Raw genomic sequence first — 23,165 nt, 5'->3', positions numbered from 1 at the left:
CCTTAGCGCGTGCGCCGCAGGTAAACGTAATATGCGCCATGCCCGCCGTGTTTGAGGTGGGCAGGCGTTGTCTGCAAGACCAGCCGCCCCAACGGCGGAAGCCGTAGCCATTGTGGCACTTGATGCCGCAAAACGCCCATACGGGTTGGGATCGGGCCACCTTCGTCGCGATCCTTACCCTTGCCTGTGATCACGAGAACCAAGCGGTGGCCTTTTTCATGCGATGACAGGATGAAGTGGGTCAGCTCGCCATGCGCCTCGTGCAAGGTCATGCCGTGCAAGTCGATCCGTGCATCAGGCGACAGCTTGCCCTTGGTCATCTTGCGGTGGGTTTTGTGGTCCATCGAAATAGGAGCAGCGGCTAGCGCTTCATGGATCGGGACGGCAATGCTGTGTTTAGGCTTTAAATCCACCTTTGCCCCAACCCGAAACCGTGGGATCGGCGCGGGCGCAGGATGATGGGACGGTGCCCGCACAGGGTCATCGGGCACAACTGTAGGTGCCTCAGGCGCTAGGCGGGTTGTCGTGCTGGCCACCTGATCCCAAAGAGCTTTTTCCTCAGCCGTTAGCTGACGGCGACGGCGGGCCATCAGATGACCTCAGGGACCAATGCATAGGCCATCTGGATCGGCAAAAGCATGATCATGCGACCCGTGTCTTTGATTTCGCCCGCTTCCAGACCAGCCTCAACGCCCGTGCCGATAAAGATGTCGGCACGCTGCGCACCTTTGATCGCAGAGCCTGTATCCTGAGCGATCATAAGACGGTTCATCGCATTTGCGCCGTGACGTTCAATCCACACAGGCGCACCGAGCGTCGTGTAAGCTGGATCAACAGCGATAGAGCGCATAGCCGAAATGGACCTGTTCATCGCACCAAGAGGTCCTTTTTCGGCAGGAACCTCGGTCACGTTGCGGAAAAAGACGTAGCTTTCATTGGTCCAAAGCAGGGCGCGGCCTTCGTCTGGGTTGTTGCGCACCCAATTCCGAATGACTGTCGCGCTAACCTGATGTTCGCTATAGATGCCGCGTCGGATCAGTTCTTGGCCGATCGACGAATAGGGACGGCGGTTGTTCCCCGCATATCCCACACGGATCACAGAGCCGTCTTGGAGGCGAATACGACCAGATCCTTGGACCTGAAGGAAAAACCGATCAACGGGGTCAGCGAGCCATGCAATCTCAAGCCCTTGGGACGCTAGAGCGCCGTTCTCTTCGATCTCTTGGCGCGTCAACCACGGACCAGTTGGGGGCAGGGCACTAGGGAGACGGTAAATCGGGTAACGAAAGGTCGCCGTTCGCTGAAGGCTGCCACGCAATTCAGGCTCAAAATACCCCGTGAACAGCATCGGTTCGCCATCGGTGACCATAACGGGCTTAAAGAACAACTCGAAAAATCCGCGTGCATCGGACACGTCGTTCGCGAGATTACAAAGCGTTGTCCATTCCGGATCGCTCATCAGGTCGCAAGTCTCTTTGAACGCAGTAAAGGCAGCGGAATGATCATCCTCTGCCCAACCATTCAAATCCGAGAAATCAAGAAGCGTGTAGGTCGTTTCGGCCATAGCCGCCCCCGAAAATAGGGTCAGACAGAACGCTATCGCGCGCCCGACCCGCCGCATCATTCACCTGTAGACACAAGGACCCAGTTCGGATCGTTGCTGCCCATAGCGCGTGCAAATGTCCAGACATCGCGCTGACGTTTGGTGCTGTTTGGCCCGCCTTCAACGATGTCACCCGCTTTGTCACGTACCGTATAGGTGTATTCACCCGTAAAGCGGATTGCGACTTCGGCTTCTTTAGTGTCGGCGTTGAACTCAACGTCCTGAACCGCAATTTCGGAAATCCCGATGAATGTCGCTTCGACAGTTAGACCTTCAGCTTCGCGCGTTGCGATCACGTCAGAGAAGACGTCGTAGATATCTTCAGAGATGAATGGGCGGATCGATGCCACATCGCCCTTTTCAAAGGCCATGAGGATCATTTCATACGCGCCGCGGGCACCCTGCAGGAATTCGGATACGGTAAAGTCAGGGTCCACACGCTTCATCGCAGCCAAAGCATCGGCGGCGGGACTGGCTTCGGGAACGTTATCAACGATGTCGCGGTCTGGGCCGCCCTCAATGACCTCGAAATTAGCACGACGATCGGGCGTTTCATTTCGCGTGACGGCAGGTTTTTCAAATCCCTCACGGGTCCCAAGAACGCTGCGCAAGCGTAGGATCAGGAAAACAGCAACGCCAGCTAGGACCAGCAGCTGAATTAGGACTCCGTTCATAAGAAAAACCTCTTGTTCGTTGGGTGGGCATTCAAAACTCTACCCACCCGACTTATGTATGGCAGAGGCCCGGTCAAGTCCACCACGGGTCAGAAAGGACTTATGATGTGGCTTTTGATACCTTTTGTTGCCGTTCCGATGATCGAGATCGCGCTTTTCATCTCTATTGGCGGGGCAATCGGGCTTGCTTGGACGCTTCTGATCGTGCTGACGACAGCCGTCATCGGCGCGAATTTGGTGCGGAGCGAGGGCGCAAAAGAGCTAGGTAAATTGCGGCAGAGCTTTAGCAGCCTCAGTGACCCATCAGAATCCTTGGCAAGCGGTGCAATGATCTTGTTTGCGGGTGCACTCCTGCTCACCCCCGGGTTTTTCACGGACACCGTTGGGTTCTTGCTGCTTATTCCGCAGGTGAGGAGCCGCGTTTTCCAGTATCTGCGCACCAAGGTAAACGTGCAGAAGTTCCAATTCGGCGAGCCGCCGCGCCAACAGCAACGGTATGACGATGTGATCGATGGCGACTTCGAACCTGTTGATCCAGACAAACATCCGACCCATCCATCGGGATGGACACGTCATTAAAAAGTCCATGAGCATTGAGGGTCTGGCAAAGGCCTGATAGACAATCCCCGACCTTTTAAATGTGGAGTTGCCCGATGGCCGAGACCCAGACCCCCGAAGCGGCGCAGCAGCCGCAGATCAAGAACCGCATCATCGCACAATTCGTGCGTGACATGTCGTTCGAGAACATCCTCGCTCAGAAGGGCGTAAAGGGTGATCCGCAGCCAGAAATGGGCGTGAAGGTTAGCCTTGATGCGCGTAAACGTGCGGACAACCAGTACGAAGTCATCACGAAACTTACCGTTTCGTCGAACACCAAAGCTGACAAAGAACCGCTGTTCCTGCTCGAGCTCGAGTATTCTGGCGTGTTCCACATCGAAGGGGTGCCGGAAGACCAGATGCATCCCTACCTGATGATCGAATGCCCGCGCCTGACCTTCCCGTTCATTCGCCGGATCGTATCTGACGTCACCCGTGACGGTGGTTTCCCGCCTGTGAACCTCGACACAATCGACTTTGTTGCGATCTACCGTGGTGAAATTGCTCGCCGCGTTCAGGCTCAGCAGGCCGAAGCGCCCGCACAGCCTAACTAAGCTTTTTCCAAAGCGCGCTGTCGCCCATCTTACCGATAAATTCGGCATGGGCGGCGGCTTCCTCTTCGGTGATCCGCGAGGGCAGGGGCGTCGACCGCGGTTTTGGCCGCCAGTCATCCACTTCAGCGACATTCGTTCTGCTCGATGATTGCGACGACGTTGCCAAAGCAAAGTCAGGCTGACGACCCCCGATCAGTTCGAGATACACATCCGCCAAAATTTCAGAGTCGAGCAACGCTCCGTGGAGCGTGCGGTTCGAGTTGTCGATGCCAAATCGACGGCACAATGCGTCGAGCGAAGCTGGTAAACCGGGGAACTTCTTGCGGGCAATTGCCAGCGTATCCAAAGCCTGATCGTTCGGGATCAACGGCAACCCCATCCATCCCAGCTCTGCATTCAAGAATTTCATGTCAAAGCTGGCGTTGTGAATCACCAGTTTTGAATCCTGTATGAAATCGAGGAACTTCTGGCCAATCTCGGCGAACAAGGGTTTGTCACGCAGTTTTACCTGCCCCGGCTGTGCCTCTTGCGGAGGTTCGAGAAGATCAGGACCAATCCCGTGGATCTTGAACGCATCCATCGGCATGGATCGTTCGGGGTTGATATAAACGTGAAACGTTTTGCCAGTCGGCATGTGGTTCAGAAGTTCCAGACACCCAATTTCAACGATGCGATCCCCACTGTGGGGTTCAAATCCTGTGGTCTCAGTATCGAGAACGATCTCACGCATGGGACTGCCTTGTTTTCAACTCTGCAATCAGGTTTCGCACAGCAGCACGGGTCGCGTCTAGCGTCAGCGTCTCTATAACGTGATCTGCGCGCGCGCGTTTTTCGGAATCGGGCATTTGTCGCGATAAGATCATCTGGAATTGGTCAGGCGACATTGTTCCACGATCCAAAACACGTTTGGCCTGAACATCTGGTGGGCAGGTCACGACCAACACAGAGTCAAGCCACTCATCAGCACCCGTTTCAAACAAAAGCGGAATGTCGAAAACGACGATTTCAGCTTTATTCGTGTCTAAAAACTCTGCCCTGTCGGCTGCAACAAGCGGATGAACAATCGCTTCAAGTCTTGGCAACACAGTCATATCTTTGGCGATGATTTGCTTTAGGTGATCGCGATCAACAGCCCAATCCACAATGGCATCTGGGAACTCTTGTTCAATCGGCGCAACGGCCGCACCACCCCTTTCGTAAAGCTTATGAACCGTTGCGTCTGCGTCCCAAACGGGCACGCCTTCATCGCGGAACATGGCAGCGGTCGTGGATTTGCCCATCCCGATTGATCCGGTCAGGCCAAGTTTCCACGTCATGCTAAAATCACACGCCGCGTTTCGTCGTCCACGTCAGGACGATGGCCGAACCAGCGTTCAAATCCTGGAACCGCCTGATGGAGCAACATTCCAAGGCCATCAACGGTATGACAGCCAGCCTTTTCGGCCTCGTCGAGGAGTGTTGTCCGCAGAGGGGTGTAAACAATGTCAGCGACCACTGTTTTCGGCTTCAGGCCATCAAGGTTCACCTTGAACTCTGGTCCGCCGGTCATACCCAGCGAAGTCGTATTCACAACCGTAGAGGCTGAGCCAAGATTCGTAGCAACCTGCACCCATTCGATAACTTTAATCTTTGCTCCGAAATCGTTTTTGAGCGCTTCAGCATTCGTCCGCGTGCGGTTCGCGAGCAGGATTTCGGGAACACCACTATCCAAAAGCGCAGTGATCACTGCCCGCGCTGCGCCACCAGCGCCTAAGACAAGCGCAGGTCCAGCATCAGGTTGCCAGTCTGGCGCACCTTGCCAAATGGACGCCGTGAAACCGTATCCATCTGTATTGTCGGCGTAGATTTTCCCATCGCGGAAGGTCAGCGTGTTTGCAGCACCAATCATTGACGCACGATCTGTCACAACATCAGCAATCTCGATCGCGCGGATTTTATGTGGGATCGTTACATTGCAGCCGACAAATCCGAGTTTGTGCATATTACGAACAGCAACTTCGAAATCGACGGCTTCGACGTGCATCGGAACATAGTGGCCTGCGATGCCATATTTCTTAAGCCAATACCCATGCAAGATTGGGGACCGCGAGTGCGAAATAGGGCAGCCGATAACACCAGCTAATGGGATCTTAACGTCACTCATGCGGGTAGTGCTCCTCGGACGGTCAAATAGTTTAGGAGCTCGATCATCGGAAGACCAAGCACGTTGAAATAATCACCTTCAATGCGCGACATCAATCGCACGCCTTCTTCTTCTAACTTATATCCACCCACTGACCAGCGGACGGACTCCCAATTGCGGACAACGTAGTCGCTCAGATAGTCGTCAGAAAACTCACGCATCGTTAAACGCACTACACCAACGTGACGCCAAAGTGGTTCACCATCTTTATAGATGACCGCAGCAGAAAGCAGACGGTGCGTTTTGCCGCGTAGGGCGGTTAGTTGCGCGAGACACTCGGACAAGTCTGCGGGTTTTGACATGACGGTGCCGTCGAAATCCAAGACCTGATCACAGCCGATCACCAACGCTCCGTTGGCCTTCAGGCTCACTTTTCGGGCTTTGGCTTCAGCAAGGAAATCTGCAATATCACGAGGCGATGCTTTTTCTGCTTCAAGCGACGCGCGGATCATCTCCTCGTCGACACGGGGCTTTTCAGTTGTGAACGGAACCCCTGCATTACGGAGCAGAGTTGCCCGGATTTCAGAGCTGGATGCGAGGATGATAGGGTCAGCCATGTGGATAAATCCTCGGATAAACCGATAAGAGTTTGGGTGTACTTTGGGGAGTTCTTAGGGCTTGACGGCGCTTGGGGCAAATAGCCCGTCATTCATTCCCGATTCCAGCACAGTTCACCAAGATGGGGATAGGATAACTTTGCCATGTGACGCGCAGACCAAGAATCGACAAAGGACTCCGACCGTTCTAAGAGTCAATTTGGCGCATGATACGTTAAACTATTATTAAATAATGTTAATTTTAATATCCACAGATCATTTCACCCTTGTGGATGCCTGTGAGTATCTGGATAAACTTGGGGAAAATCTCGAATAGCTGTGTTATCCACAGTACAACAATCAAAATCCTTTCTTCTTTCTTTATTTATATAAGTAAGAAGTACTGAGAGAGACAAAGAATGATCGACTGGATTCTAAATGCTCTAAGCGCATCCTATTTTTGGACAAAGAGCCTTCATATCGTTTCGGTCATGTCTTGGATGGCCGGACTGTTCTACCTCCCACGTTTGTACGTCTATCACGTCGAAGGACTGAAAAAGCAGGGCGTCGAAGCAGACAGTGATATGGACAAGCTGTTCCAGCACCAAGAACGGCTTTTGCTAAGAGCAATCATGAACCCCGCAATGATCGCCACATGGATTTTCGGTCTAATGTTGGTTTTCACACCCGGAGTTGTGGGGTGGAACATGGTCTGGCCCTACACCAAAGGCGCGTCCGTAATTGCAATGACATGGTTCCATCACTGGCTTGGGTATCGTCGCAAGGATTTCATGAACGGGAAAAACACGCTGACAGGGCGTCAGTATCGTTTGATGAATGAGGTTCCGACCGTTCTGATGTTGATCATTGTCTTCTCGGTTATCTTTAAATTCTAAATTTGACTCCGACGCGGTCCTGCGCGTAATAGAAGTGCCCTTTCGTCCGGAGGGGACTCTGTCTGTAAAATTTACCACTATGCCGGCCGGATGGCCGCGAAAGGGTTTGTCATGTCGCAAGACCGCCTGAACCTTGCCGATCTCAAGGCGAAAAGCCCCAAAGACCTGCTTTCTGTAGCTGAAGAGCTGGAAATCGAAAACGCATCGACCATGCGTAAGGGCGATATGATGTTCTCGATCCTGCGTGAACGCGCAGATGAGGGCTGGATCATCGGTGGCGATGGCGTGTTGGAAGTTTTGCAAGACGGTTTCGGGTTCTTGCGTTCGCCAGAGGCAAACTACCTACCGGGTCCAGATGATATTTACGTGTCCCCTGACATGATCCGTCAGTTTTCGCTTCGTACAGGGGACACCGTTGAAGGTGTGATCAAAGAGCCAAACGACAACGAGCGTTATTTTGCGCTCACCAGTGTTGAGAAGATCAACTTTGAAGACCCTGAAAAGGCGCGTCACAAGGTTGCATTCGACAACCTGACCCCACTTTATCCCGATGAACGCCTGAAAATGGAGATCGAAGATCCAACCGTTAAGGATCGTTCGGCTCGAATTATCGATCTCGTCGCACCAATTGGTAAAGGTCAACGTTCGCTGATCGTAGCTCCGCCGCGCACCGGTAAGACGGTATTGCTGCAAAATATCGCGCACAGCATCGAAAAGAACCACCCAGAGTGCTATCTCATCGTTCTTCTGATCGATGAACGCCCAGAAGAAGTTACTGACATGCAGCGCTCTGTGCGAGGCGAGGTGGTGTCGTCTACCTTCGACGAACCCGCATCGCGTCACGTTGCCGTGTCCGAGATGGTCATTGAGAAGGCGAAACGCCTTGTGGAACACAAACGCGACGTTGTGATCTTGCTTGACTCCATCACGCGTCTGGGTCGCGCGTTCAACACGACTGTTCCGTCGTCGGGTAAAGTTCTGACTGGTGGTGTGGATGCAAACGCGCTGCAACGCCCGAAACGTTTCTTCGGTGCGGCTCGTAACATCGAAGAAGGTGGTTCGTTGACCATCATCGCGACCGCGCTGATCGACACAGGATCGCGTATGGATGAGGTTATCTTTGAAGAATTCAAAGGTACTGGTAACTCTGAGATCGTTCTGGACCGCAAGGTTGCTGATAAGCGTGTCTTCCCAGCGATGGATATCCTCAAGTCTGGCACCCGCAAGGAAGATCTTCTCGTGGATAAGGTCGATCTGCAGAAAACCTACGTTCTGCGTCGTATCCTCAACCCAATGGGCACGACCGATGCAATTGAATTCCTGATCGGTAAGTTGAAACAAACTAAATCGAACGCTGACTTCTTCGATTCAATGAATAGCTAATCCCCACAAGGAGGATTTGGTTATGGACACGATCTATGCCCTGGCCACGGCGTCGGGCAAAGCAGGCGTTGCTGTCATTCGGATTTCGGGCGTTCTCGCGTTCGAAGCTGGACGTCGGCTGTGTTGTGATTTGCCTCAGGGCCGCGGATTGCGTCGGATCTTGGACGGGCAGGGCGATCTGATCGACGAAGCTTTGGTTCTGACCTTCGATAAGGGGCGGAGCTTCACGGGCGAGGAGGTTGTTGAGCTTCAATTGCATGGTTCGCCTGCAATTATTGCAGCTGTTTTGTCTGAGTTGTCTGGTTATGACGGACTTCGGCTTGCTGAGGCAGGTGAATTTACACGGCGCGCGCTGGAAAACGGGCGTCTCGACCTCGCGCAGGTTGAAGGTCTAGCCGACCTGATCGATGCAGAGACAGAAGCGCAGCGAAAACAAGCACTTCGTGTGTTTCAGGGTGCCTTGGGCGATAAGGTCATTGTGTGGCGTGAACGGTTGGTTCGCGCGGCGGCGTTGGTCGAAGCAACGATCGACTTCGTTGATGAAGACGTGCCCGTCGATGTGATGCCCGAAGTTACCGAACTGTTGCGCGGTGTTCAGACCGAAATGCAGGCCGAAGCGGAAGGTGTGCGGATCGCTGAACGTATTCGTGATGGCTTTGAGGTAGCAATCGTTGGGTCACCGAACGTCGGCAAGTCGACGCTCCTAAACCGGTTAGCAGGGCGGGAAGCGGCGATTACCTCGGAGATTGCGGGAACCACGCGTGATGTGATCGAAGTCCGTATGGATTTGGGTGGCCTGCCAGTCACCGTTCTGGATACGGCTGGCCTTCGCGAGACGGATGATATCGTCGAAGGTCTGGGGATCGAATTGGCACGGAAACGAGCCGAGGCAGCAGATCTCATTATCTACATGTTGGATATAAGTGAAGATATCACACAGCATTTTGATAATGATACGCTGATTGTCCGAGCTAAGCAGGATCAATTTGATGGCGCTGAGATTGGTGTCTCGGGTAAGACGGGCGCGGGTATTGATCGTCTTGTAGCTCTGATAGAAAAGCGACTAATCGCCAAGACCGCACGTGTTGGCGTCGCCATGCGAGAACGGCACCGAATAGCACTCCTTCGTGGGTGTGAGGCGTTGGATACTGCGATTGCGCTCGTGGACAGCGAAACGGGAATGACCGATCTTATCGCGGAAGAGATTCGAACAGCGGCACGGGCGACAGAGTCGCTCACGGGTCGTGTGGATGTAGAAGATTTGCTGGACGTTATCTTTTCCAGCTTTTGCATCGGAAAATAGGAGTGTTTCACGTGAAACATTTGGACTTTGATGTTGTTGTGATCGGTGGTGGTCATGCTGGAGCCGATGCAGCACATGCGTCGGCCCGAATGGGTGCGAAAACAGCGCTGGTCACTCTTAGCTTCGATTCTATTGGCGTTATGTCATGTAACCCCGCGATTGGTGGCCTTGGTAAAGGGCACCTCGTCCGTGAAGTTGACGCGCTCGATGGCGTCATGGGTATCGCGGCGGACATTGCCGGCATTCAGTTTCGCCTACTTAACCGCAAAAAGGGACCAGCGGTTCAAGGACCACGTGCGCAGGCGGACAGAGCCCGTTATAAGGCCGCTATGCAGCATCTGGTTCAGATCCAGCCAAATCTCACGGTTATCGAGGGTGAGGCGACCGATCTAATCATGAACGGTGACCGTGTTGCCGGTGTGATTTTGGACGATGGGTCAGAGATCAAAGCCTGCGCTGTCGTTCTAACGACTGGGACCTTCCTTCGTGGTGTTATCCATATTGGGGATGTTCGAAAGTCGGGCGGTCGGATGGGGGATAAGCCTTCGATCAAGTTGGCGGAACGCCTTGATGGATTTGGATTGCCGCTTGGTCGTTTGAAAACGGGCACGCCGCCACGATTAGATGGTCGGACGATTGACTGGAAAGATCTTGAAAGCCAGCCAGGTGATGATGAACCCTCACTCTTTTCGTTCTTGTCGAAATCCGTAACTGCGCCGCAAATTTCCTGCGGAATCACGCATACCAACGAGAAAACTCACGAGATTATCCGTGACAATCTGTCTCGTTCCGCGATGTATGGTGGGCATATTGAGGGCATCGGCCCTCGGTATTGCCCGTCAATTGAAGATAAAGTCGTGCGTTTCGCAGATAAGTCGTCGCACCAAGTATTCCTTGAGCCTGAAGGCGTGGATGATCCGACGATTTATCCAAACGGTATTTCGACATCGCTTCCTGTCGATGTGCAGGAAGCCTATGTTCGTTCGATGAAAGGTTTGGAGAATGTTGCGATCCTCCAGCCTGGGTACGCGATCGAGTATGACTATGTTGACCCGCGTGCGCTGAAACCGACTTTGGAGCTTCGTGACGTCGCAGGGCTATTTTTGGCCGGTCAAATCAACGGCACAACTGGATATGAGGAAGCTGCGGCGCAAGGGCTTGTCGCTGGTCTCAACGCTGCGCGTACTGCCCAAAGCGGTGAGTCAATCATCTTCAGCCGGACAAGCAGCTACATTGGTGTGATGATCGACGATCTGATCACCCGCGGTGTGTCCGAACCTTATCGCATGTTCACGTCACGGGCGGAGTTCCGCCTTTCTCTTCGCGCTGACAATGCCGACCAGCGGTTGACCGAATTTGGTCGGGATGCAGGCTGTGTCGGCGATAACCGTTGGATGGCCTTCAGCGAGAAAATGACCGCGATTACAAATGCACGTGATGTTCTGTCTGGGGTAGCATTGAGCGCGCGCCAGATTGCGGATGCGGGAGTTAAATTGAACCCTGACGGTCCCGGTCGCACGGCGCTAGACGCCTTGTCGCTTGCCGAGTTTGAAGATGCCGAGCTGTTGGCCCTTGTTCCGGAAGCGTCTAAGATCACGAGCGAGGTTCGCCAGCAGATCAAACGCGACGCCCTTTATGCTCATTACATTTCTCGACAAGCTAAGGATATAGAAAGCCTGCGTAGAGACGAAGAGGTGCAAATTCCCGAAGGGTTCGAATACACAGGCGTGTCTGGTCTTTCGAATGAACTGGCGTTGAAGTTAAACCGCGTGAGACCAACGACGATCGGACAAGCCTCGCGGATCGAGGGTATGACTCCAGCGGCTCTCGTTTTGTTGCTCGCGCGGATCAGGAAACATGAAAAGGCGAAGTCGGCATGATCTCAGGTGTAGATGTTTCACGTGAAACATTAGAGAGGTTAGGTGCTTTTGAGGACCTCGTTCGGAAATGGACGAAGAAGATTAACTTGATCGCTCGTAACGACGTTGATCACATCTGGGACCGCCATATCGTAGATTCTGCTCAGGTTTGGGCATCTGCACCAGACGAATGGAACCACTGGGTTGATATAGGAAGTGGCGGTGGTTTTCCTGCCATCATCCTTGCAACTATCGCCGTTGAGAAGAAGCCGGACGCACGCTTTACTCTGATTGAGAGCGATCAACGCAAGGCGACGTTTCTGCGCACAGCGATCCGTGAACTGAATTTGAATGCCATTGTCCTAGATGACCGTATCGAATTGGCGCCTCCACAGAATGCCGATGTGATTTCAGCCCGCGCGCTGGCGTCGTTAACCATTCTTCTTGGTTTTGCAGAGCGTCATCTGGCTCCGACCGGCATTGCTGTATTCCAAAAGGGGAAAATAGCAGACGATGAAATAATTGAGGCAAAGCATACTTGGGCCTTTGATTACAATAAGGTGCCAAGTATCACCAATGGCGATGCTTGCGTGATTTCAATCAAAGGATTTTCTCGTGTCTGATTTGAGCCGGACCACTCAGCCAAAAATTATCGCGGTGGCGAACCAAAAAGGTGGAGTTGGTAAGACAACCACCTCGATCAACCTGGCCGCTGCGCTTGCCGAATTGGGCCGGAATGTTTTGCTTGTCGATCTCGACCCGCAAGGGAACGCGTCAACTGGCTTGGGTATCGAGCCGGATGAGCGCAATGTAACAACTTATGATCTGCTCGTCGGTGAGGAATCACTTTTTGATGCGATCCATAAGACGAGCGTAGAAAATCTATTGGTTATTCCTGCGACGACTGACCTTAGCTCGGCTGATATTGAGCTTATTTCCAACGAGAAGCGGAGCTTCCTGCTCCATGACGCTCTTCGGCAGCCAGCAATTGATGCGTTCGCGCTCGACTATATCATTATCGACTGCCCACCCTCACTTAACCTGTTAACGATCAATGCTATGGTTGCTGCGGATTCAGTGATCGTGCCATTGCAGAGCGAATTTTATGCGCTCGAAGGTCTGTCACAGTTGATGTTGACGATCCGCGAGGTGCGTCTAACAGCTAATCCCGACCTTGCCATCGAGGGGGTTGTTTTGACGATGTATGATCGTAGGAATAATCTATCTCAGCAGGTTGAGGATGATGCGCGCGAAAACCTACGGGATTTGGTCTTTAAAACGGTCATTCCGCGTAACGTTCGCCTGAGCGAGGCGCCGTCTTTTGCGATGACCATTTTGGAATACGATCCACAATCACGCGGCAGTCAGGCTTACCGCGAGCTAGCCGAAGAACTGATCGAACGAGAAAAGAAATAGGGAGAGGCAGATGGCTCATAAACCGAACCGAAATCGTGGGCTTGGCCGCGGTCTTTCCGCGCTCATGTCCGACGTAACCGCCCCTGTAGATCGCAGCACCGGAGCGCCAGCGCCGCGTGCCCCTGATCTTATGGTGGCAATTGAGCGCATTGAACCGAACCCCGATCAGCCGCGCCGTTATTTCAACGAAGATGCGCTAAACGAACTTGCGTCGTCGATAAAAGAAAAGGGCGTTATTCAGCCCTTGATCGTACGCAAATCGCCTCGAGACGAGGCTAAATTCGAAATCGTTGCAGGTGAACGCCGTTGGCGTGCATCGCAGATCGCTAAACTTCATGAACTGCCTGTTATCGTTCGGGATTTCACTGATACTGAAGTCCTCGAAGTTGCGATCATCGAAAATATCCAGCGCGCTGACTTGAACGCAATTGACGAGGCGGCGGGTTACAAGCAGCTGATGGATCGCTTCGGGCATACTCAAGAACAACTGAGCCAAGCGCTTGGCAAAAGCCGTAGCCATATTGCGAACCTGATGCGCCTTTTGAACCTTCCACACGATGTGCAGACGCAAGTGATCGAAGGCAAGCTAAGCGCGGGCCACGCACGAGCGTTGGTTGGTAATGATCAAGCTTCTGCGATTGCGCAAAAGATCATACAACAGGGGCTGTCTGTCCGCGAAACAGAGAAACTGGTTAAAGTGGATCCCGCGAAGGAAAAAGTCGCGCAAAACAATCGTGTGCGCGCGGCTGCAAAAGACCCTGATACAGCCCAACTCGAACAGGAACTGAGTGCGAATCTCAAAATGAAGGTATCGATCGACCATCCCGTTGGTAGCGAAGCTGGTAAGGTGACGATCAGCTATTCGAACCTCGATCAACTTGACGACTTGCTGCGTATTTTGTCGGTCGGTTAATCGGCAAGAAGCTCTCGCAAAACGCCATTTAGAACGGGCCGCCCAGTTGCAGACACGCACAGGCGGCCCGCTTTCGTTTCAACAAAGCCCATCTCGGTCATACGGTTTATGTTGTTTGAGAACCGATCGCCGCCTAAAGCTTGAAGGCGCTTAATATCAACGCCCTCGGTGAGACGCATACCCATCAAGAGAAACTCAGTAACTGCATCTTCGGCGGTTAGCGCGTCGGATAGCGTTTCACCGCTGCCTTTTGTTTCAACTGCATTGAGCCACATCTGTGGAGCAGTATAGGTTTCGGTCGCATGCCTGACGCCGTTGAGCGTTAGTCGTCCATGCGCGCCAGGGCCGATCCCAGCGTAATCGCCGTAACGCCAATAAATCAGGTTATGTTGGCTTTCCGCGCCTTCGGGGGCGTGGTTCGAGACCTCGTATACAGGGAACCCCATTTGATCGCAGATCTCTTGGGTTGCGTCATACATGTCGGCAGCGGTGTCGTCGTCAGGTAGACCGCGGAGTTTGCCAACTGCGTAGCGATCACCAAATGCTGTGCCGTCTTCAATTGTGAGCTGATACAAAGACAGGTGATCAATAGCCAAAGACAGAGCCTGTTTCAGCTCAATTCGCCAATTTTCAAGCGTCTGGTTCTGTCGCGCGTAGATCAGATCGAAACTAACGCGGTCAAACACGTTTCTCGCAACATCAAAGGCTTTCATGGCGTCTTCGACACTGTGTAAACGACCCAAAGCACGAAGATCGTCGTTATTTAGAGACTGAAATCCCATTGAAACGCGGTTCACGCCTGCATCGCGGTATCCATGGAAACGGCCTGCTTCGACGGACGTTGGGTTAGCTTCGAGCGTGATCTCGCAGGAATTGGTCATACGCCACGTGGAGCGAACCTTATCAAGGATGGCCTGGACCAATTCTGGGTTCATGAGGCTCGGTGTCCCGCCGCCAAAGAAAACCGATTTGAGGATGCGGCCTTGGGTCAGCTGCCCAACGCGTTCGATCTCGGACAAATAGGCGCGCGCCCAACGTTCTTGGTCGATGGACGCGACGACGTGACTGTTAAAGTCGCAATAGGGGCATTTCGACTGGCAAAACGGCCAGTGAATGTAGAGCCCAAAGCCCCCGTTTTCCCAATCCTCAGGCAAAGCAACCCTTTACCAGTTTGGCGAACGCGTCCGCACGGTGGCTGATCTTGTTCTTTTCCCAACGGTCCATTTCACCAAACGTGATGTCGTAGCCGTCAGGCTGGAAAATGGGGTCATAGCCGTGGCCTTGATCGCCGCGCATCGGCCAAACGATTTGTCCAGACATGATCCCAGGGAACACTTCGTCGTGTCCATCTGGCCAAGCGAGGACGAGGGTGCAGCAAAAACGAGCGGTCCGAGGGAATGGGGCGTTAACCTCTTCCAGCTTGGCCCATGTTTTTTCCATCGCCATGACGAAATCACGACCGTTTGGCGTTTCGGCCCAATCTGCGGTGTAGACACCTGGTGCGCCATCTAGCCCATCGATCTCGATCCCTGAATCGTCCGAGAGAGCAGGCAAACCAGTCTCTTTTGCGGCGTAATGTGCCTTGATCCGCGCGTTGCCGACGAAGGTGGACTCGGTTTCCTCAGGCTCAGATAAACCATGATCCGCAGCAGAAGTCAGCGTGATCCCAAACGGGCCGAGGAGATCAGCGATCTCCTCGAGCTTGCCTTTGTTGTGAGTGGCGACAACCAGCTCTTTACCGTCAAACCGCCGTGTCATTTTACGGCCTGAAGCTGTGCGGCAACGAGTTCGGCAATGCCTTTGTCCGCGAGATCCATCAGCTTCGCCATTTGATCGCGAGTAAAGGTTGCGCCTTCGGCGCTCATTTGCACTTCGACCAGACGGTCGCCGGCCATGACAAAGTTGCCGTCCACGCCTGCTTCGGAGTCTTCTGGATAGTCGAGGTCCAGAACAGGTTGACCTGCGTAGATGCCACAGGACACTGCCGCAACAGGGTTCACCAGCGGATCAGAGATCACGTCGCCCGCTTTCATCAATTTGTTGACGGCGAGTTTCAGCGCGACCCAACCACCCGTGATCGATGCGCAGCGGGTTCCACCGTCCGCTTGGATCACATCACAGTCGATGGTGATCTGGCGTTCACCCAGCGCAACGCGATCTACACCAGCGCGGAGGGAGCGACCTATCAGACGCTGGATCTCAACGGTGCGGCCACCTTGTTTGCCTTGCGTGGATTCGCGACGCATCCGCGAACCTGTCGAACGCGGCAGCATGCCGTATTCAGCAGTCACCCAGCCAAGGCCCGAACCTTTGATGAACGGAGGCACGCGGTCTTCTATCGTAGCAGTGCAAAGGACATGAGTGTCGCCCACCTTGATCAGGCAAGACCCTTCGGCATGTTTTGTGACACCGACTTCGATTGAAATCGGACGCATTTCATCTATCTGACGACCTGAGGGGCGCATTAAACTCTCCTTTATCTGTTGAGGGTGGGATACGCTGGACGGGTCCGAAAACCAAGCCCGATTGACGCGCCGATCCCCAGCGTTTTAATTGTCTCGCTTTAGGGAAACGCTGAAATGAACAATACGCCACTGTTAAGTGAAATGAATGACCGCTCACGCGAAGTCTTTCGCCGTGTTGTTGAGGGCTATCTGGACACTGGTGCACCTGTTGGGTCGCGAACTTTGTCCCGCGAAATGTCCGAAAAGGTGAGCGCGGCGACGATCCGCAACGTGATGCAGGATCTAGAATACCTCGGCCTCGTTGGTAGCCCTCACGTGTCTGCGGGGCGAATTCCGACCCAAACGGGCCTTCGGATGTTTGTGGACGGGCTGCTTGAGGTGTATCTTAGCGGGGATGACCGTGAAAAGATTGATCAAACGCTGGACGCTGCGAATGGCGATGTGAATGTGCTTTTGGATCGGGTAGGGTCTGCGTTGTCTGGTGTGACCCGGGGCGCGTCTTTGGTTCTGACGCCGAAACACGAAGCGCCGATCAAGCATATTGAATTTGTTTCGCTCGGTCCCGACCGCGCATTGGTCGTGCTCGTGTTTGCGGATGGCCATGTGGAAAACCGTCTTTTCACGCCGCCCGCTGGTCAAACGCCGAGTTCACTTCGTGAGGCCGCGAACTTCGTCAATTCCTTTGCCGAGGGCCGCACGCTATCCGAACTGTCCACCGTCATGACCCGTGAGATCAATGCAAGGCGTCAAGAAATTGACAGTCTCGCCGCACAACTCGTCGAGAGCGGCATCGCTGTCTGGGAAAACAAGGGCGAATCGACTGAACGCCTTATCGTGCGCGGACGAGGCAATCTGCTCGCTGATCAAGAGAGCGGTATTGACCTCGAACGCATCCGAACGCTGTTTGACGACCTCGAACGCAAGCAAGATATCTCTGAATTCCTAGAACTTGCCGAAGAAGGCGAGGGCGTTCGCATTTTTATTGGCTCAGAGAACAAGCTTTTTTCACTTTCGGGTTCCTCTTTGGTGGTTTCTCCATATATGAACGCCGACCGTAAGATCATTGGCGCTGTTGGCGTCATTGGGCCGACTCGTCTCAATTACGGACGGATCGTGCCAATCGTAGATTATACAGCGCAACTGGTCGGGCGTGTCCTGTCCGGACAAAGTTGAGGAAAAGAAATGAGCGAAGAACCGAAAAGCCTTGATGAACTTGCCGCCGAGGCTGACGAAATTGAACTGGGTGCAGAAGATCAGGCCGAAGGCGAGGGCGAAGTTGATGTGCTTGCCCAACTGACCGCAGAGCGCGACGAGTTCAAAGACCGTTTCTTGCGTGCCGTTGCGGATGCCGAAAACTCGCGCCGCCGTGCAGAGCGTGATCGTCGTGAAGCTGAAAACTATGGTGGTTCGAAATTGGCGCGTGATTTGCTGCCCGTTTATGACAACATGCACCGTGCGATTGATGCGATCTCTGAAGATCAGCGCGAAGCTCAAGCCGCTCTGATCGAGGGCATCGAACTGACCATGCGCGAACTGCTGAACGTGTTCGCAAAGCACGGCATCACCAAGATTGAACCGGCTGTTGGCGACAAATTCGATCCGCAGCAGCATGAGGCGATGTTTGAGGCACCACTCCCGGGCACTAAAGCAGGCGATATTATCCAGGTTTCAGCTCTCGGCTTCATGCTCCACGACCGTCTGCTGCGTCCTGCACAGGTCGGTGTATCGTCGATGCCTGCGTCCTAATCGGACCCCAGAAAATCAAGCAAAACTCGGAGCTGGCGTTATTTTTGCGCCAGCTCTTTTAGTTCGTAAAGCAGGGATAGAGCCTCTTTGGGTGATAGATCGTCGGGGAAAATATTCTTGAGACGGTCTTCGACTTGGGACTGTTCGGGTTTCGCGGGCACAGGTGCTGGGGCACTGGCGGCAAAGAGCGGTAGGTCATCGATCAACGCTTTCTGGGCCGTGCCGCCTTCGCGTTCACCTTTTTCCAAAGCGTCCAGAACGACCTTGGCTCTATTCACAACAGAAGCGGGCAAACCAGCAAGGCGCGCGACCTGTACACCATAGCTACGGTCTGCCGTGCCGCGTTTTACCTCGTGGAGGAAGATCACATCGCCGTCCCATTCCTTCACGGTGACGGTTGCGTTGTCGACGCCGTCTAGTTTGTCCGCAAGCTGGCACATTTCATGGTAGTGCGTCGCGAACAGTGCGCGGCAACGGTTCACGTCATGAAGATGTTCTAGCGTTGCCCAAGCGATCGACAGGCCGTCGTATGTCGCTGTTCCACGCCCGATTTCGTCCAAGATGACCAGAGCGCGGTCGTCGGCTTGGTTCAGGATCGCTGCGGTCTCAACCATCTCGACCATGAAGGTCGAACGACCACGAGCGAGGTCATCGGACGCACCCACTCGGCTAAAAATCTGGCTGACCAAACCAATATGTGCAGACTGCGCAGGTACCCAAGCGCCCATCTGAGCTAGAACCGCGATCAGTGCGTTCTGGCGAAGGAAGGTCGATTTACCCGCCATGTTCGGACCAGTGAGAAGCCAGATGTTCGATTTGGACAGGTCGGTATCGTTCGCCACAAACGGGTCACCCGATTTTTTCAACGATTGTTCTACGACAGGGTGGCGCCCTTTTGAAATATCAAAGGCGCGGCTCGTATCGACGACTGGGCGGGTCCAGTCCTCGGCCTTCGCGAGGTCCGCGAGGGCGGCAGAAACGTCCAATTCGGATAGCGCCCGAGCGAGAGCCGACAGAGGGGCAGCTTTTGCAATAATGGCCTCTCTTAGGCTTGAATAGAGACGTTTTTCGATCTCCAGCGCCCGACCACCTGCGTTCAAGATTTTGGTTTCAATCTCACTTAGCGGAACGGTGGTGAAACGCACCTGATTGGCGGTGGTTTGGCGGTGGATAAAGGTTTCGTTCAGCGGTGGCGTCATCATCTTCTCCGCGTGGGTCGCGGTGGTTTCGATGAAATAACCCAGAACGTTGTTGTGTTTGATCTTTAAGCTTGGAATCCCTGAGAGTTCTGAATACTCCGCCTGCATCGCGGCAATTACGCTGCGGCCTTCGTCCCGAAGGGTGCGGGCTTCGTCCAGTTCCTCGTCATAACCCGGTGCGATAAAGCCGCCATCGCGGGTCAGTAGTGGCGGTTCTGCCACCAGCGCTTGATCCAAGAGATCCAAGAGGTCGTCGTGCCCAGTCAGGTCGCCCGTCACTGACTGCAGGTGGTCGGGTAATCCTTCGGGTAAACTTGCTGCGATCTGCTCTGCCTGACCCAGAGTGTTGCGGATTGCTGTCATGTCCCGAGGGCCTGCCCGATCGAGAGCGAGGCGCGAGAGGGCCCGGTCGATATCATGTACACCACGCAGCCCATCGCGGATCGATTGGCGCAGTTTTGTTTCTTCGACAAAATAACTCACTGCATCCTGTCGGGCCTGAATAGTCTCGATTGTGCGAGACGGAGAGGACAGGCGACGCTCCAGCAAGCGGGCGCCAGCAGCTGTAACCGTGCGGTCAATCGAAGCGAGGAGAGATCCAGCGCGACCGCCTGCTATAGAGTGGGTCAATTCGAGCGACCGACGCGTCGCGGCGTCGATCTGCATATTGGCGGTTTCACCTTCGGCAACAGGCGGGCGTAGTAGGGGCAGATTACCTTTTTGGGTAATCTCCAGATATTCAACGACAGCAGCCATGGCCGAAACTTGGGCGCGGGTGAAGGTCCCGAACGCGTCGAGTGAGGCAACATCATAGAGATTACACAGACGCTTTTCGCCCAGAGTGCTATCAAACGCAGCTTTACCGAGTTCCGACACGGCGGCGCCTGACTCTTCGACAGTTGTGCGGTGTGCGCTATCGTCGGACAGCAGAACTTCACGCGGAGTGAGGCGCGCCAGCTCGGGTCCGAGCCGAACCGCCGCACAAGGAACCACGTGAAACGCGCCCGTTGAAATATCGACCCACGCCAATGCGCCCTCATCCCGTACTTCGGCAAAAGCGGCGAGGTAATTGTGGCGGCGTGCGTCCAGAAGGCTGTCTTCGGTCAGTGTGCCAGGTGTGACCAGGCGTACGACATCGCGTTTGACGACCGCTTTGTAGCCGCGCTTCTTTGCCTCGGCGGGGTTTTCCAACTGTTCACAAACTGCGACGCGAAACCCTTTGCGGATGAGCGTCAGCAAATAGCCTTCGGCGGCATGAACGGGGACGCCGCACATGGGAATATCTTCGTCGTCGTGCTTACCGCGTTTGGTCAGCGCAATATCCAACGCCTCTGAGGCCGCAACGGCATCCTCAAAGAACATCTCATAGAAATCGCCCATGCGATAGAACAACAATGCACCGGGGTGAGCGGCCTTGATTTCGAGATATTGCGCCATCATCGGCGTGACGTTGGACATAATTTTCCTCTTTTCGGTCGGGAATATACCTAACCAGCCAATGTTAGCGACGAAAGTGCAAAGATATCCCGTTGCGGCAATAGTGTAAGGAAAGGTAATGGGTTGTGGCGCTAACGGAGGAAGCAATGTCCAAATCTAAGGTCACACGCGAGGATGCACTGACGTTCCACATGGAACCAACCCCCGGTAAATGGGAGGTCTCAGCGACCGTGCCCATGATGACCCAGCGGGATTTGTCGCTTGCTTATTCGCCCGGCGTTGCAGTCCCCTGTGAAGAAATCGCCGCCAGCCCTGAGACGGCATATGACTACACTAATAAGGGCAACCTTGTTGCGGTGATCTCGAACGGCACGGCTGTTCTTGGTCTTGGGAACCTTGGCGCACTCGCGTCTAAGCCGGTGATGGAAGGCAAGTCCGTCCTTTTCAAACGGTTCGCAGATGTGAACTCTATCGACCTCGAAGTTGATACCGAAGATCCAGATGAATTCTGCCGCGCTGTTCGCCTGCTTGGACCGTCGTTCGGCGGCATCAACCTCGAAGATATCAAAGCGCCTGAATGCTTCATCATTGAGCAGCGTCTCAAAGAAGAGATGGATATTCCCGTCTTCCACGACGACCAGCACGGCACCGCTGTTATTTGTGCCGCTGGCCTGATCAACGCGCTGCACATCTCTGGTAAAAAGATCGAAGATTGTAAAATCGTTCTGAACGGTGCGGGTGCGGCAGGGATTGCATGCCTTGAGCTGGTCAAAGCGATGGGCGCAAAGCACGACAACTGCATCATGTGCGACACCAAGGGCGTTATCTACAAAGGCCGTACCGAAGGTATGAACCAGTGGAAGTCGGCTCATGCTGCGGCCACGGATGCTCGCACCCTTGCGGACGCGATGAACGGCGCTGACGTGTTCTTGGGTGTTTCGGCCAAAGGCGCTGTGACGACCGAGATGGTTGCCAGCATGGCGCCGAACCCCGTTATTTTCGCGATGGCGAACCCTGATCCAGAGATTACGCCTGAAGAAGCACATTCCGTTCGTGAGGATGCAATCGTTGCGACGGGGCGTTCTGACTATCCGAACCAAGTGAACAACGTTCTGGGCTTCCCTTATCTGTTCCGTGGTGCGCTCGACGTGAATGCTCGTGCGATCAACGACGAGATGAAGATCGCTTGTGCGAATGCTCTCGCTGAATTGGCTCGTGAAGATGTGCCTGACGAAGTTGCTGTGGCCTATGGGAAAAAGCTGACCTTTGGCCGTGATTATATCATTCCGACGCCGTTTGACCCGCGTTTGATTCACCGCATCCCAACCGCCGTTGCCAAAGCTGGTATGGACACGGGAGTTGCGCGTCGTCCGATCGTTGACATGGAAGCTTACGAGCTGTCGCTGAAGTCGCGAATGGATCCGACTGCGAGCATCCTGCAGAGCCTCAGCGCTCGTGCACGTGCTGCTCAAGCGACCATTATCTTTGCCGAAGGCGATGATCCACGCGTTCTCCGTGCAGCGGTTCAATATCAGCGCAGCGGCATGGGCCAAGCTCTTGTCATCGGTCGTGAACAGGAAGTTGCTGATCTGCTGACGCAAGAGGGCCTGTCCGATGCGATTGACGAGGTCAAAGTCGTAAATGCGCGCAACACGCAGCACCTCGAGCAGTACAAAGAGTTTCTGTATCAGCGCCTTCAGCGCAAAGGCTTTGATCGCAGCGATATCAACCGTCTCGCATCCCGCGACCGCCATGTGTTTGGCGCACTGATGCTTGCTCATGGTCATGGTGATGGCCTCGTCACTGGTGCGACCCGTAAATCTGCGCACGTCCTCGAAGCGATTAACCACGTGTTCGACGCGAGCCCGAAATCGGGCGCGGCGGGCGTTTCTGCCATACTGAACAAAGGACGCATCGTTCTCATCGCAGATACCTTGGTTCACGAATGGCCAGACCAGGAAGACCTGGCCGACATTGCGGAGCGTGGCGCTGCAGTTGCCAAAGACCTCGGTCTTGATCCGCGTGTTGCGTTCGTGTCGTTCTCGACCTTCGGTTATCCAGTGTCTGAACGCGCTGAAAAGATGCATATCGCGCCGAAAGTTCTGGACAAACGCGGCGTCGACTTCGAATACGAAGGCGAGATGACCGTGGACGTGGCTCTGAACCCGAAATCGGCGGAACATTACCCGTTCAGCCGTCTCACTGGTCCGGCAAACGTTCTTGTTGTTCCCGCTCGTCACTCGGCGTCAATCTCGGTCAAGTTGATGCAGGAAATGGGTGGTGCGACCGTGATTGGTCCAATCCTCGCTGGCGTGGACAAGCCCATCCAGATTTGTTCTACGGTATCGACAGTGAACGATATCATGAACATGGCGGTTCTGGCTGCCTGCAACGTAGGATGA

23 protein-coding genes are annotated in these 23,165 nt (G+C 54.1%); 12 read left to right on the top strand and 11 right to left on the bottom strand.

Annotated features, from left to right (window positions below; translation table 11 throughout):
- Nucleotides 1-2 precede the first annotated feature (2 nt).
- Genes BSK21_RS14230 through BSK21_RS14220 form a run of 3 tightly spaced genes read right to left on the bottom strand, consistent with a single transcriptional unit; the run spans nucleotide 3 to nucleotide 2,277 of the window.
- The gene (locus BSK21_RS14230; protein WP_067552381.1) at nucleotides 3-590 is read right to left on the bottom strand and encodes a Smr/MutS family protein; all 588 of its coding nucleotides are present in this window, start codon (nucleotides 588-590) and stop codon (nucleotides 3-5) included.
- On the bottom strand, nucleotides 590-1,564 hold the full coding sequence (locus tag BSK21_RS14225; protein ID WP_156529624.1) for a murein transglycosylase A: 975 nt from the start codon (nucleotides 1,562-1,564) through the stop codon (nucleotides 590-592). Before BSK21_RS14225 ends, BSK21_RS14230 begins: the two co-directional genes overlap by 1 nt.
- A gap of 56 nt (nucleotides 1,565-1,620) precedes the next feature.
- Complete coding sequence (locus BSK21_RS14220; protein WP_067552387.1) at nucleotides 1,621-2,277, bottom strand: Tim44/TimA family putative adaptor protein; 657 nt, start codon at nucleotides 2,275-2,277, stop codon at nucleotides 1,621-1,623.
- Nucleotides 2,278-2,382: 105 nt separating this feature from the next.
- On the opposite strand from BSK21_RS14220, the gene BSK21_RS14215 reads away from it, so the two are divergent.
- Entirely contained in the window at nucleotides 2,383-2,856 is a 474-nt protein-coding gene (locus BSK21_RS14215; RefSeq protein WP_067552390.1) for an FxsA family protein, read from the top strand.
- Nucleotides 2,857-2,930: 74 nt separating this feature from the next.
- Complete coding sequence (secB, locus tag BSK21_RS14210; protein WP_067552434.1) at nucleotides 2,931-3,428, top strand: protein-export chaperone SecB; 498 nt, start codon at nucleotides 2,931-2,933, stop codon at nucleotides 3,426-3,428.
- On the opposite strand, the gene dnaQ is transcribed toward secB, so the two are convergent.
- The 4 genes from dnaQ to BSK21_RS14190 are packed head-to-tail and all read right to left on the bottom strand — an operon-like array spanning nucleotide 3,421 to nucleotide 6,167.
- On the bottom strand, nucleotides 3,421-4,158 hold the full coding sequence (gene dnaQ, locus BSK21_RS14205) for a DNA polymerase III subunit epsilon (RefSeq protein WP_067552392.1): 738 nt from the start codon (nucleotides 4,156-4,158) through the stop codon (nucleotides 3,421-3,423). The genes secB and dnaQ overlap by 8 nt on opposite strands.
- On the bottom strand, nucleotides 4,151-4,744 hold the full coding sequence (gene coaE / locus BSK21_RS14200) for a dephospho-CoA kinase (protein ID WP_067552395.1): 594 nt from the start codon (nucleotides 4,742-4,744) through the stop codon (nucleotides 4,151-4,153). The genes dnaQ and coaE overlap by 8 nt, the downstream gene beginning before the upstream one ends.
- Nucleotides 4,741-5,571, bottom strand: coding sequence for a shikimate dehydrogenase (locus BSK21_RS14195; protein WP_067552398.1), 831 nt, complete (start codon nucleotides 5,569-5,571; stop codon nucleotides 4,741-4,743). The genes coaE and BSK21_RS14195 overlap by 4 nt, the downstream gene beginning before the upstream one ends.
- On the bottom strand, nucleotides 5,568-6,167 hold the full coding sequence (locus tag BSK21_RS14190) for a nucleoside triphosphate pyrophosphatase (protein ID WP_067552401.1): 600 nt from the start codon (nucleotides 6,165-6,167) through the stop codon (nucleotides 5,568-5,570). Before BSK21_RS14190 ends, BSK21_RS14195 begins: the two co-directional genes overlap by 4 nt.
- Before the next feature lie 398 nt (nucleotides 6,168-6,565).
- Here BSK21_RS14190 and BSK21_RS14185 point away from each other — a divergent pair, with 398 nt between their 5' ends.
- The 7 genes from BSK21_RS14185 to BSK21_RS14155 all read left to right on the top strand — a co-directional run bounded on the left by BSK21_RS14185 (nucleotide 6,566) and on the right by BSK21_RS14155 (nucleotide 13,916).
- Nucleotides 6,566-7,042 carry a CopD family protein gene (locus BSK21_RS14185; protein WP_074039048.1) on the top strand — a complete coding sequence of 159 codons (477 nt, stop codon included), beginning with the start codon at nucleotides 6,566-6,568 and terminating at the stop codon, nucleotides 7,040-7,042.
- A gap of 111 nt (nucleotides 7,043-7,153) precedes the next feature.
- Nucleotides 7,154-8,425: a transcription termination factor Rho gene (gene rho, locus BSK21_RS14180; RefSeq protein WP_067552437.1), complete on the top strand. Its 1,272-nt coding sequence runs from the start codon at nucleotides 7,154-7,156 to the stop codon at nucleotides 8,423-8,425.
- A 22-nt stretch (nucleotides 8,426-8,447) separates the two neighbouring features.
- Nucleotides 8,448-9,728 (top strand): tRNA uridine-5-carboxymethylaminomethyl(34) synthesis GTPase MnmE, encoded by a 1,281-nt coding sequence (gene mnmE / locus BSK21_RS14175; RefSeq protein WP_067552404.1) that lies wholly within the window; start codon nucleotides 8,448-8,450, stop codon nucleotides 9,726-9,728.
- Nucleotides 9,729-9,739: 11 nt separating this feature from the next.
- Complete coding sequence (gene mnmG / locus BSK21_RS14170) at nucleotides 9,740-11,608, top strand: tRNA uridine-5-carboxymethylaminomethyl(34) synthesis enzyme MnmG (RefSeq protein ID WP_067552440.1); 1,869 nt, start codon at nucleotides 9,740-9,742, stop codon at nucleotides 11,606-11,608.
- Nucleotides 11,605-12,210, top strand: a complete 606-nt coding sequence (gene rsmG / locus BSK21_RS14165; RefSeq protein WP_067552407.1) for a 16S rRNA (guanine(527)-N(7))-methyltransferase RsmG — start codon at nucleotides 11,605-11,607, stop codon at nucleotides 12,208-12,210. Before mnmG ends, rsmG begins: the two co-directional genes overlap by 4 nt.
- Entirely contained in the window at nucleotides 12,203-13,003 is an 801-nt protein-coding gene (locus BSK21_RS14160) for a ParA family protein (protein WP_067552410.1), read from the top strand. Before rsmG ends, BSK21_RS14160 begins: the two co-directional genes overlap by 8 nt.
- Nucleotides 13,004-13,013: 10 nt before the next feature.
- Nucleotides 13,014-13,916 (top strand): ParB/RepB/Spo0J family partition protein, encoded by a 903-nt coding sequence (locus BSK21_RS14155; protein WP_067552413.1) that lies wholly within the window; start codon nucleotides 13,014-13,016, stop codon nucleotides 13,914-13,916.
- On the opposite strand, the gene hemW is transcribed toward BSK21_RS14155, so the two are convergent.
- From hemW to rph, 3 genes are read right to left on the bottom strand one after another with little or no spacing between them, the layout of a single operon-like run.
- Nucleotides 13,913-15,070: a radical SAM family heme chaperone HemW gene (hemW, locus tag BSK21_RS14150; RefSeq protein WP_067552416.1), complete on the bottom strand. Its 1,158-nt coding sequence runs from the start codon at nucleotides 15,068-15,070 to the stop codon at nucleotides 13,913-13,915. The two genes, BSK21_RS14155 and hemW, sit on opposite strands and share 4 nt — an antisense overlap.
- Complete coding sequence (rdgB, locus tag BSK21_RS14145; protein WP_067552419.1) at nucleotides 15,063-15,674, bottom strand: RdgB/HAM1 family non-canonical purine NTP pyrophosphatase; 612 nt, start codon at nucleotides 15,672-15,674, stop codon at nucleotides 15,063-15,065. The genes hemW and rdgB overlap by 8 nt, the downstream gene beginning before the upstream one ends.
- Nucleotides 15,671-16,381: a ribonuclease PH gene (gene rph / locus BSK21_RS14140; RefSeq protein WP_067552422.1), complete on the bottom strand. Its 711-nt coding sequence runs from the start codon at nucleotides 16,379-16,381 to the stop codon at nucleotides 15,671-15,673. Before rph ends, rdgB begins: the two co-directional genes overlap by 4 nt.
- Before the next feature lie 114 nt (nucleotides 16,382-16,495).
- On the opposite strand from rph, the gene hrcA reads away from it, so the two are divergent.
- On the top strand, nucleotides 16,496-17,554 hold the full coding sequence (gene hrcA, locus BSK21_RS14135) for a heat-inducible transcriptional repressor HrcA (protein WP_067552425.1): 1,059 nt from the start codon (nucleotides 16,496-16,498) through the stop codon (nucleotides 17,552-17,554).
- A gap of 9 nt (nucleotides 17,555-17,563) precedes the next feature.
- The gene (locus BSK21_RS14130) at nucleotides 17,564-18,127 is read left to right on the top strand and encodes a nucleotide exchange factor GrpE (RefSeq protein ID WP_067552428.1); all 564 of its coding nucleotides are present in this window, start codon (nucleotides 17,564-17,566) and stop codon (nucleotides 18,125-18,127) included.
- 38 nt (nucleotides 18,128-18,165) lie between these two features.
- Here BSK21_RS14130 and mutS read toward each other — a convergent pair whose 3' ends face one another.
- The gene (gene mutS / locus BSK21_RS14125) at nucleotides 18,166-20,766 is read right to left on the bottom strand and encodes a DNA mismatch repair protein MutS (protein WP_074039073.1); all 2,601 of its coding nucleotides are present in this window, start codon (nucleotides 20,764-20,766) and stop codon (nucleotides 18,166-18,168) included.
- Nucleotides 20,767-20,909: 143 nt separating this feature from the next.
- Here mutS and BSK21_RS14120 point away from each other — a divergent pair, with 143 nt between their 5' ends.
- Nucleotides 20,910-23,165: an NADP-dependent malic enzyme gene (locus BSK21_RS14120; RefSeq protein WP_067552446.1), complete on the top strand. Its 2,256-nt coding sequence runs from the start codon at nucleotides 20,910-20,912 to the stop codon at nucleotides 23,163-23,165.

The organism is Marivivens sp. JLT3646, from assembly GCF_001908835.1.
Classification (GTDB): Bacteria; Pseudomonadota; Alphaproteobacteria; order Rhodobacterales; family Rhodobacteraceae; genus Marivivens; species Marivivens geojensis.
This window is presented reverse-complemented; position numbering and strand designations above follow the sequence as displayed.

Bases quoted from the DNA above. Each gene is read 5' to 3' on its own strand.
- BSK21_RS14230 (WP_067552381.1), bottom strand. From the start codon at position 590: ATGGCCCGCCGTCGCCGTCAGCTAACGGCTGAGGAAAAAGCTCTTTGG.
- BSK21_RS14225 (WP_156529624.1), bottom strand. From the start codon at position 1,564: ATGGCCGAAACGACCTACACGCTTCTTGATTTCTCGGATTTGAATGGT.
- BSK21_RS14220 (WP_067552387.1), bottom strand. From the start codon at position 2,277: ATGAACGGAGTCCTAATTCAGCTGCTGGTCCTAGCTGGCGTTGCTGTT.
- BSK21_RS14215 (WP_067552390.1), top strand. From the start codon at position 2,383: ATGTGGCTTTTGATACCTTTTGTTGCCGTTCCGATGATCGAGATCGCG.
- secB (WP_067552434.1), top strand. From the start codon at position 2,931: ATGGCCGAGACCCAGACCCCCGAAGCGGCGCAGCAGCCGCAGATCAAG.
- dnaQ (WP_067552392.1), bottom strand. From the start codon at position 4,158: ATGCGTGAGATCGTTCTCGATACTGAGACCACAGGATTTGAACCCCAC.
- coaE (WP_067552395.1), bottom strand. From the start codon at position 4,744: ATGACGTGGAAACTTGGCCTGACCGGATCAATCGGGATGGGCAAATCC.
- BSK21_RS14195 (WP_067552398.1), bottom strand. From the start codon at position 5,571: ATGAGTGACGTTAAGATCCCATTAGCTGGTGTTATCGGCTGCCCTATT.
- BSK21_RS14190 (WP_067552401.1), bottom strand. From the start codon at position 6,167: ATGGCTGACCCTATCATCCTCGCATCCAGCTCTGAAATCCGGGCAACT.
- BSK21_RS14185 (WP_074039048.1), top strand. From the start codon at position 6,566: ATGATCGACTGGATTCTAAATGCTCTAAGCGCATCCTATTTTTGGACA.
- rho (WP_067552437.1), top strand. From the start codon at position 7,154: ATGTCGCAAGACCGCCTGAACCTTGCCGATCTCAAGGCGAAAAGCCCC.
- mnmE (WP_067552404.1), top strand. From the start codon at position 8,448: ATGGACACGATCTATGCCCTGGCCACGGCGTCGGGCAAAGCAGGCGTT.
- rsmG (WP_067552407.1), top strand. From the start codon at position 11,605: ATGATCTCAGGTGTAGATGTTTCACGTGAAACATTAGAGAGGTTAGGT.
- BSK21_RS14155 (WP_067552413.1), top strand. From the start codon at position 13,014: ATGGCTCATAAACCGAACCGAAATCGTGGGCTTGGCCGCGGTCTTTCC.
- rdgB (WP_067552419.1), bottom strand. From the start codon at position 15,674: ATGACACGGCGGTTTGACGGTAAAGAGCTGGTTGTCGCCACTCACAAC.
- rph (WP_067552422.1), bottom strand. From the start codon at position 16,381: ATGCGCCCCTCAGGTCGTCAGATAGATGAAATGCGTCCGATTTCAATC.
- hrcA (WP_067552425.1), top strand. From the start codon at position 16,496: ATGAACAATACGCCACTGTTAAGTGAAATGAATGACCGCTCACGCGAA.
- BSK21_RS14130 (WP_067552428.1), top strand. From the start codon at position 17,564: ATGAGCGAAGAACCGAAAAGCCTTGATGAACTTGCCGCCGAGGCTGAC.
- mutS (WP_074039073.1), bottom strand. From the start codon at position 20,766: ATGATGGCGCAATATCTCGAAATCAAGGCCGCTCACCCCGGTGCATTG.
- BSK21_RS14120 (WP_067552446.1), top strand. From the start codon at position 20,910: ATGTCCAAATCTAAGGTCACACGCGAGGATGCACTGACGTTCCACATG.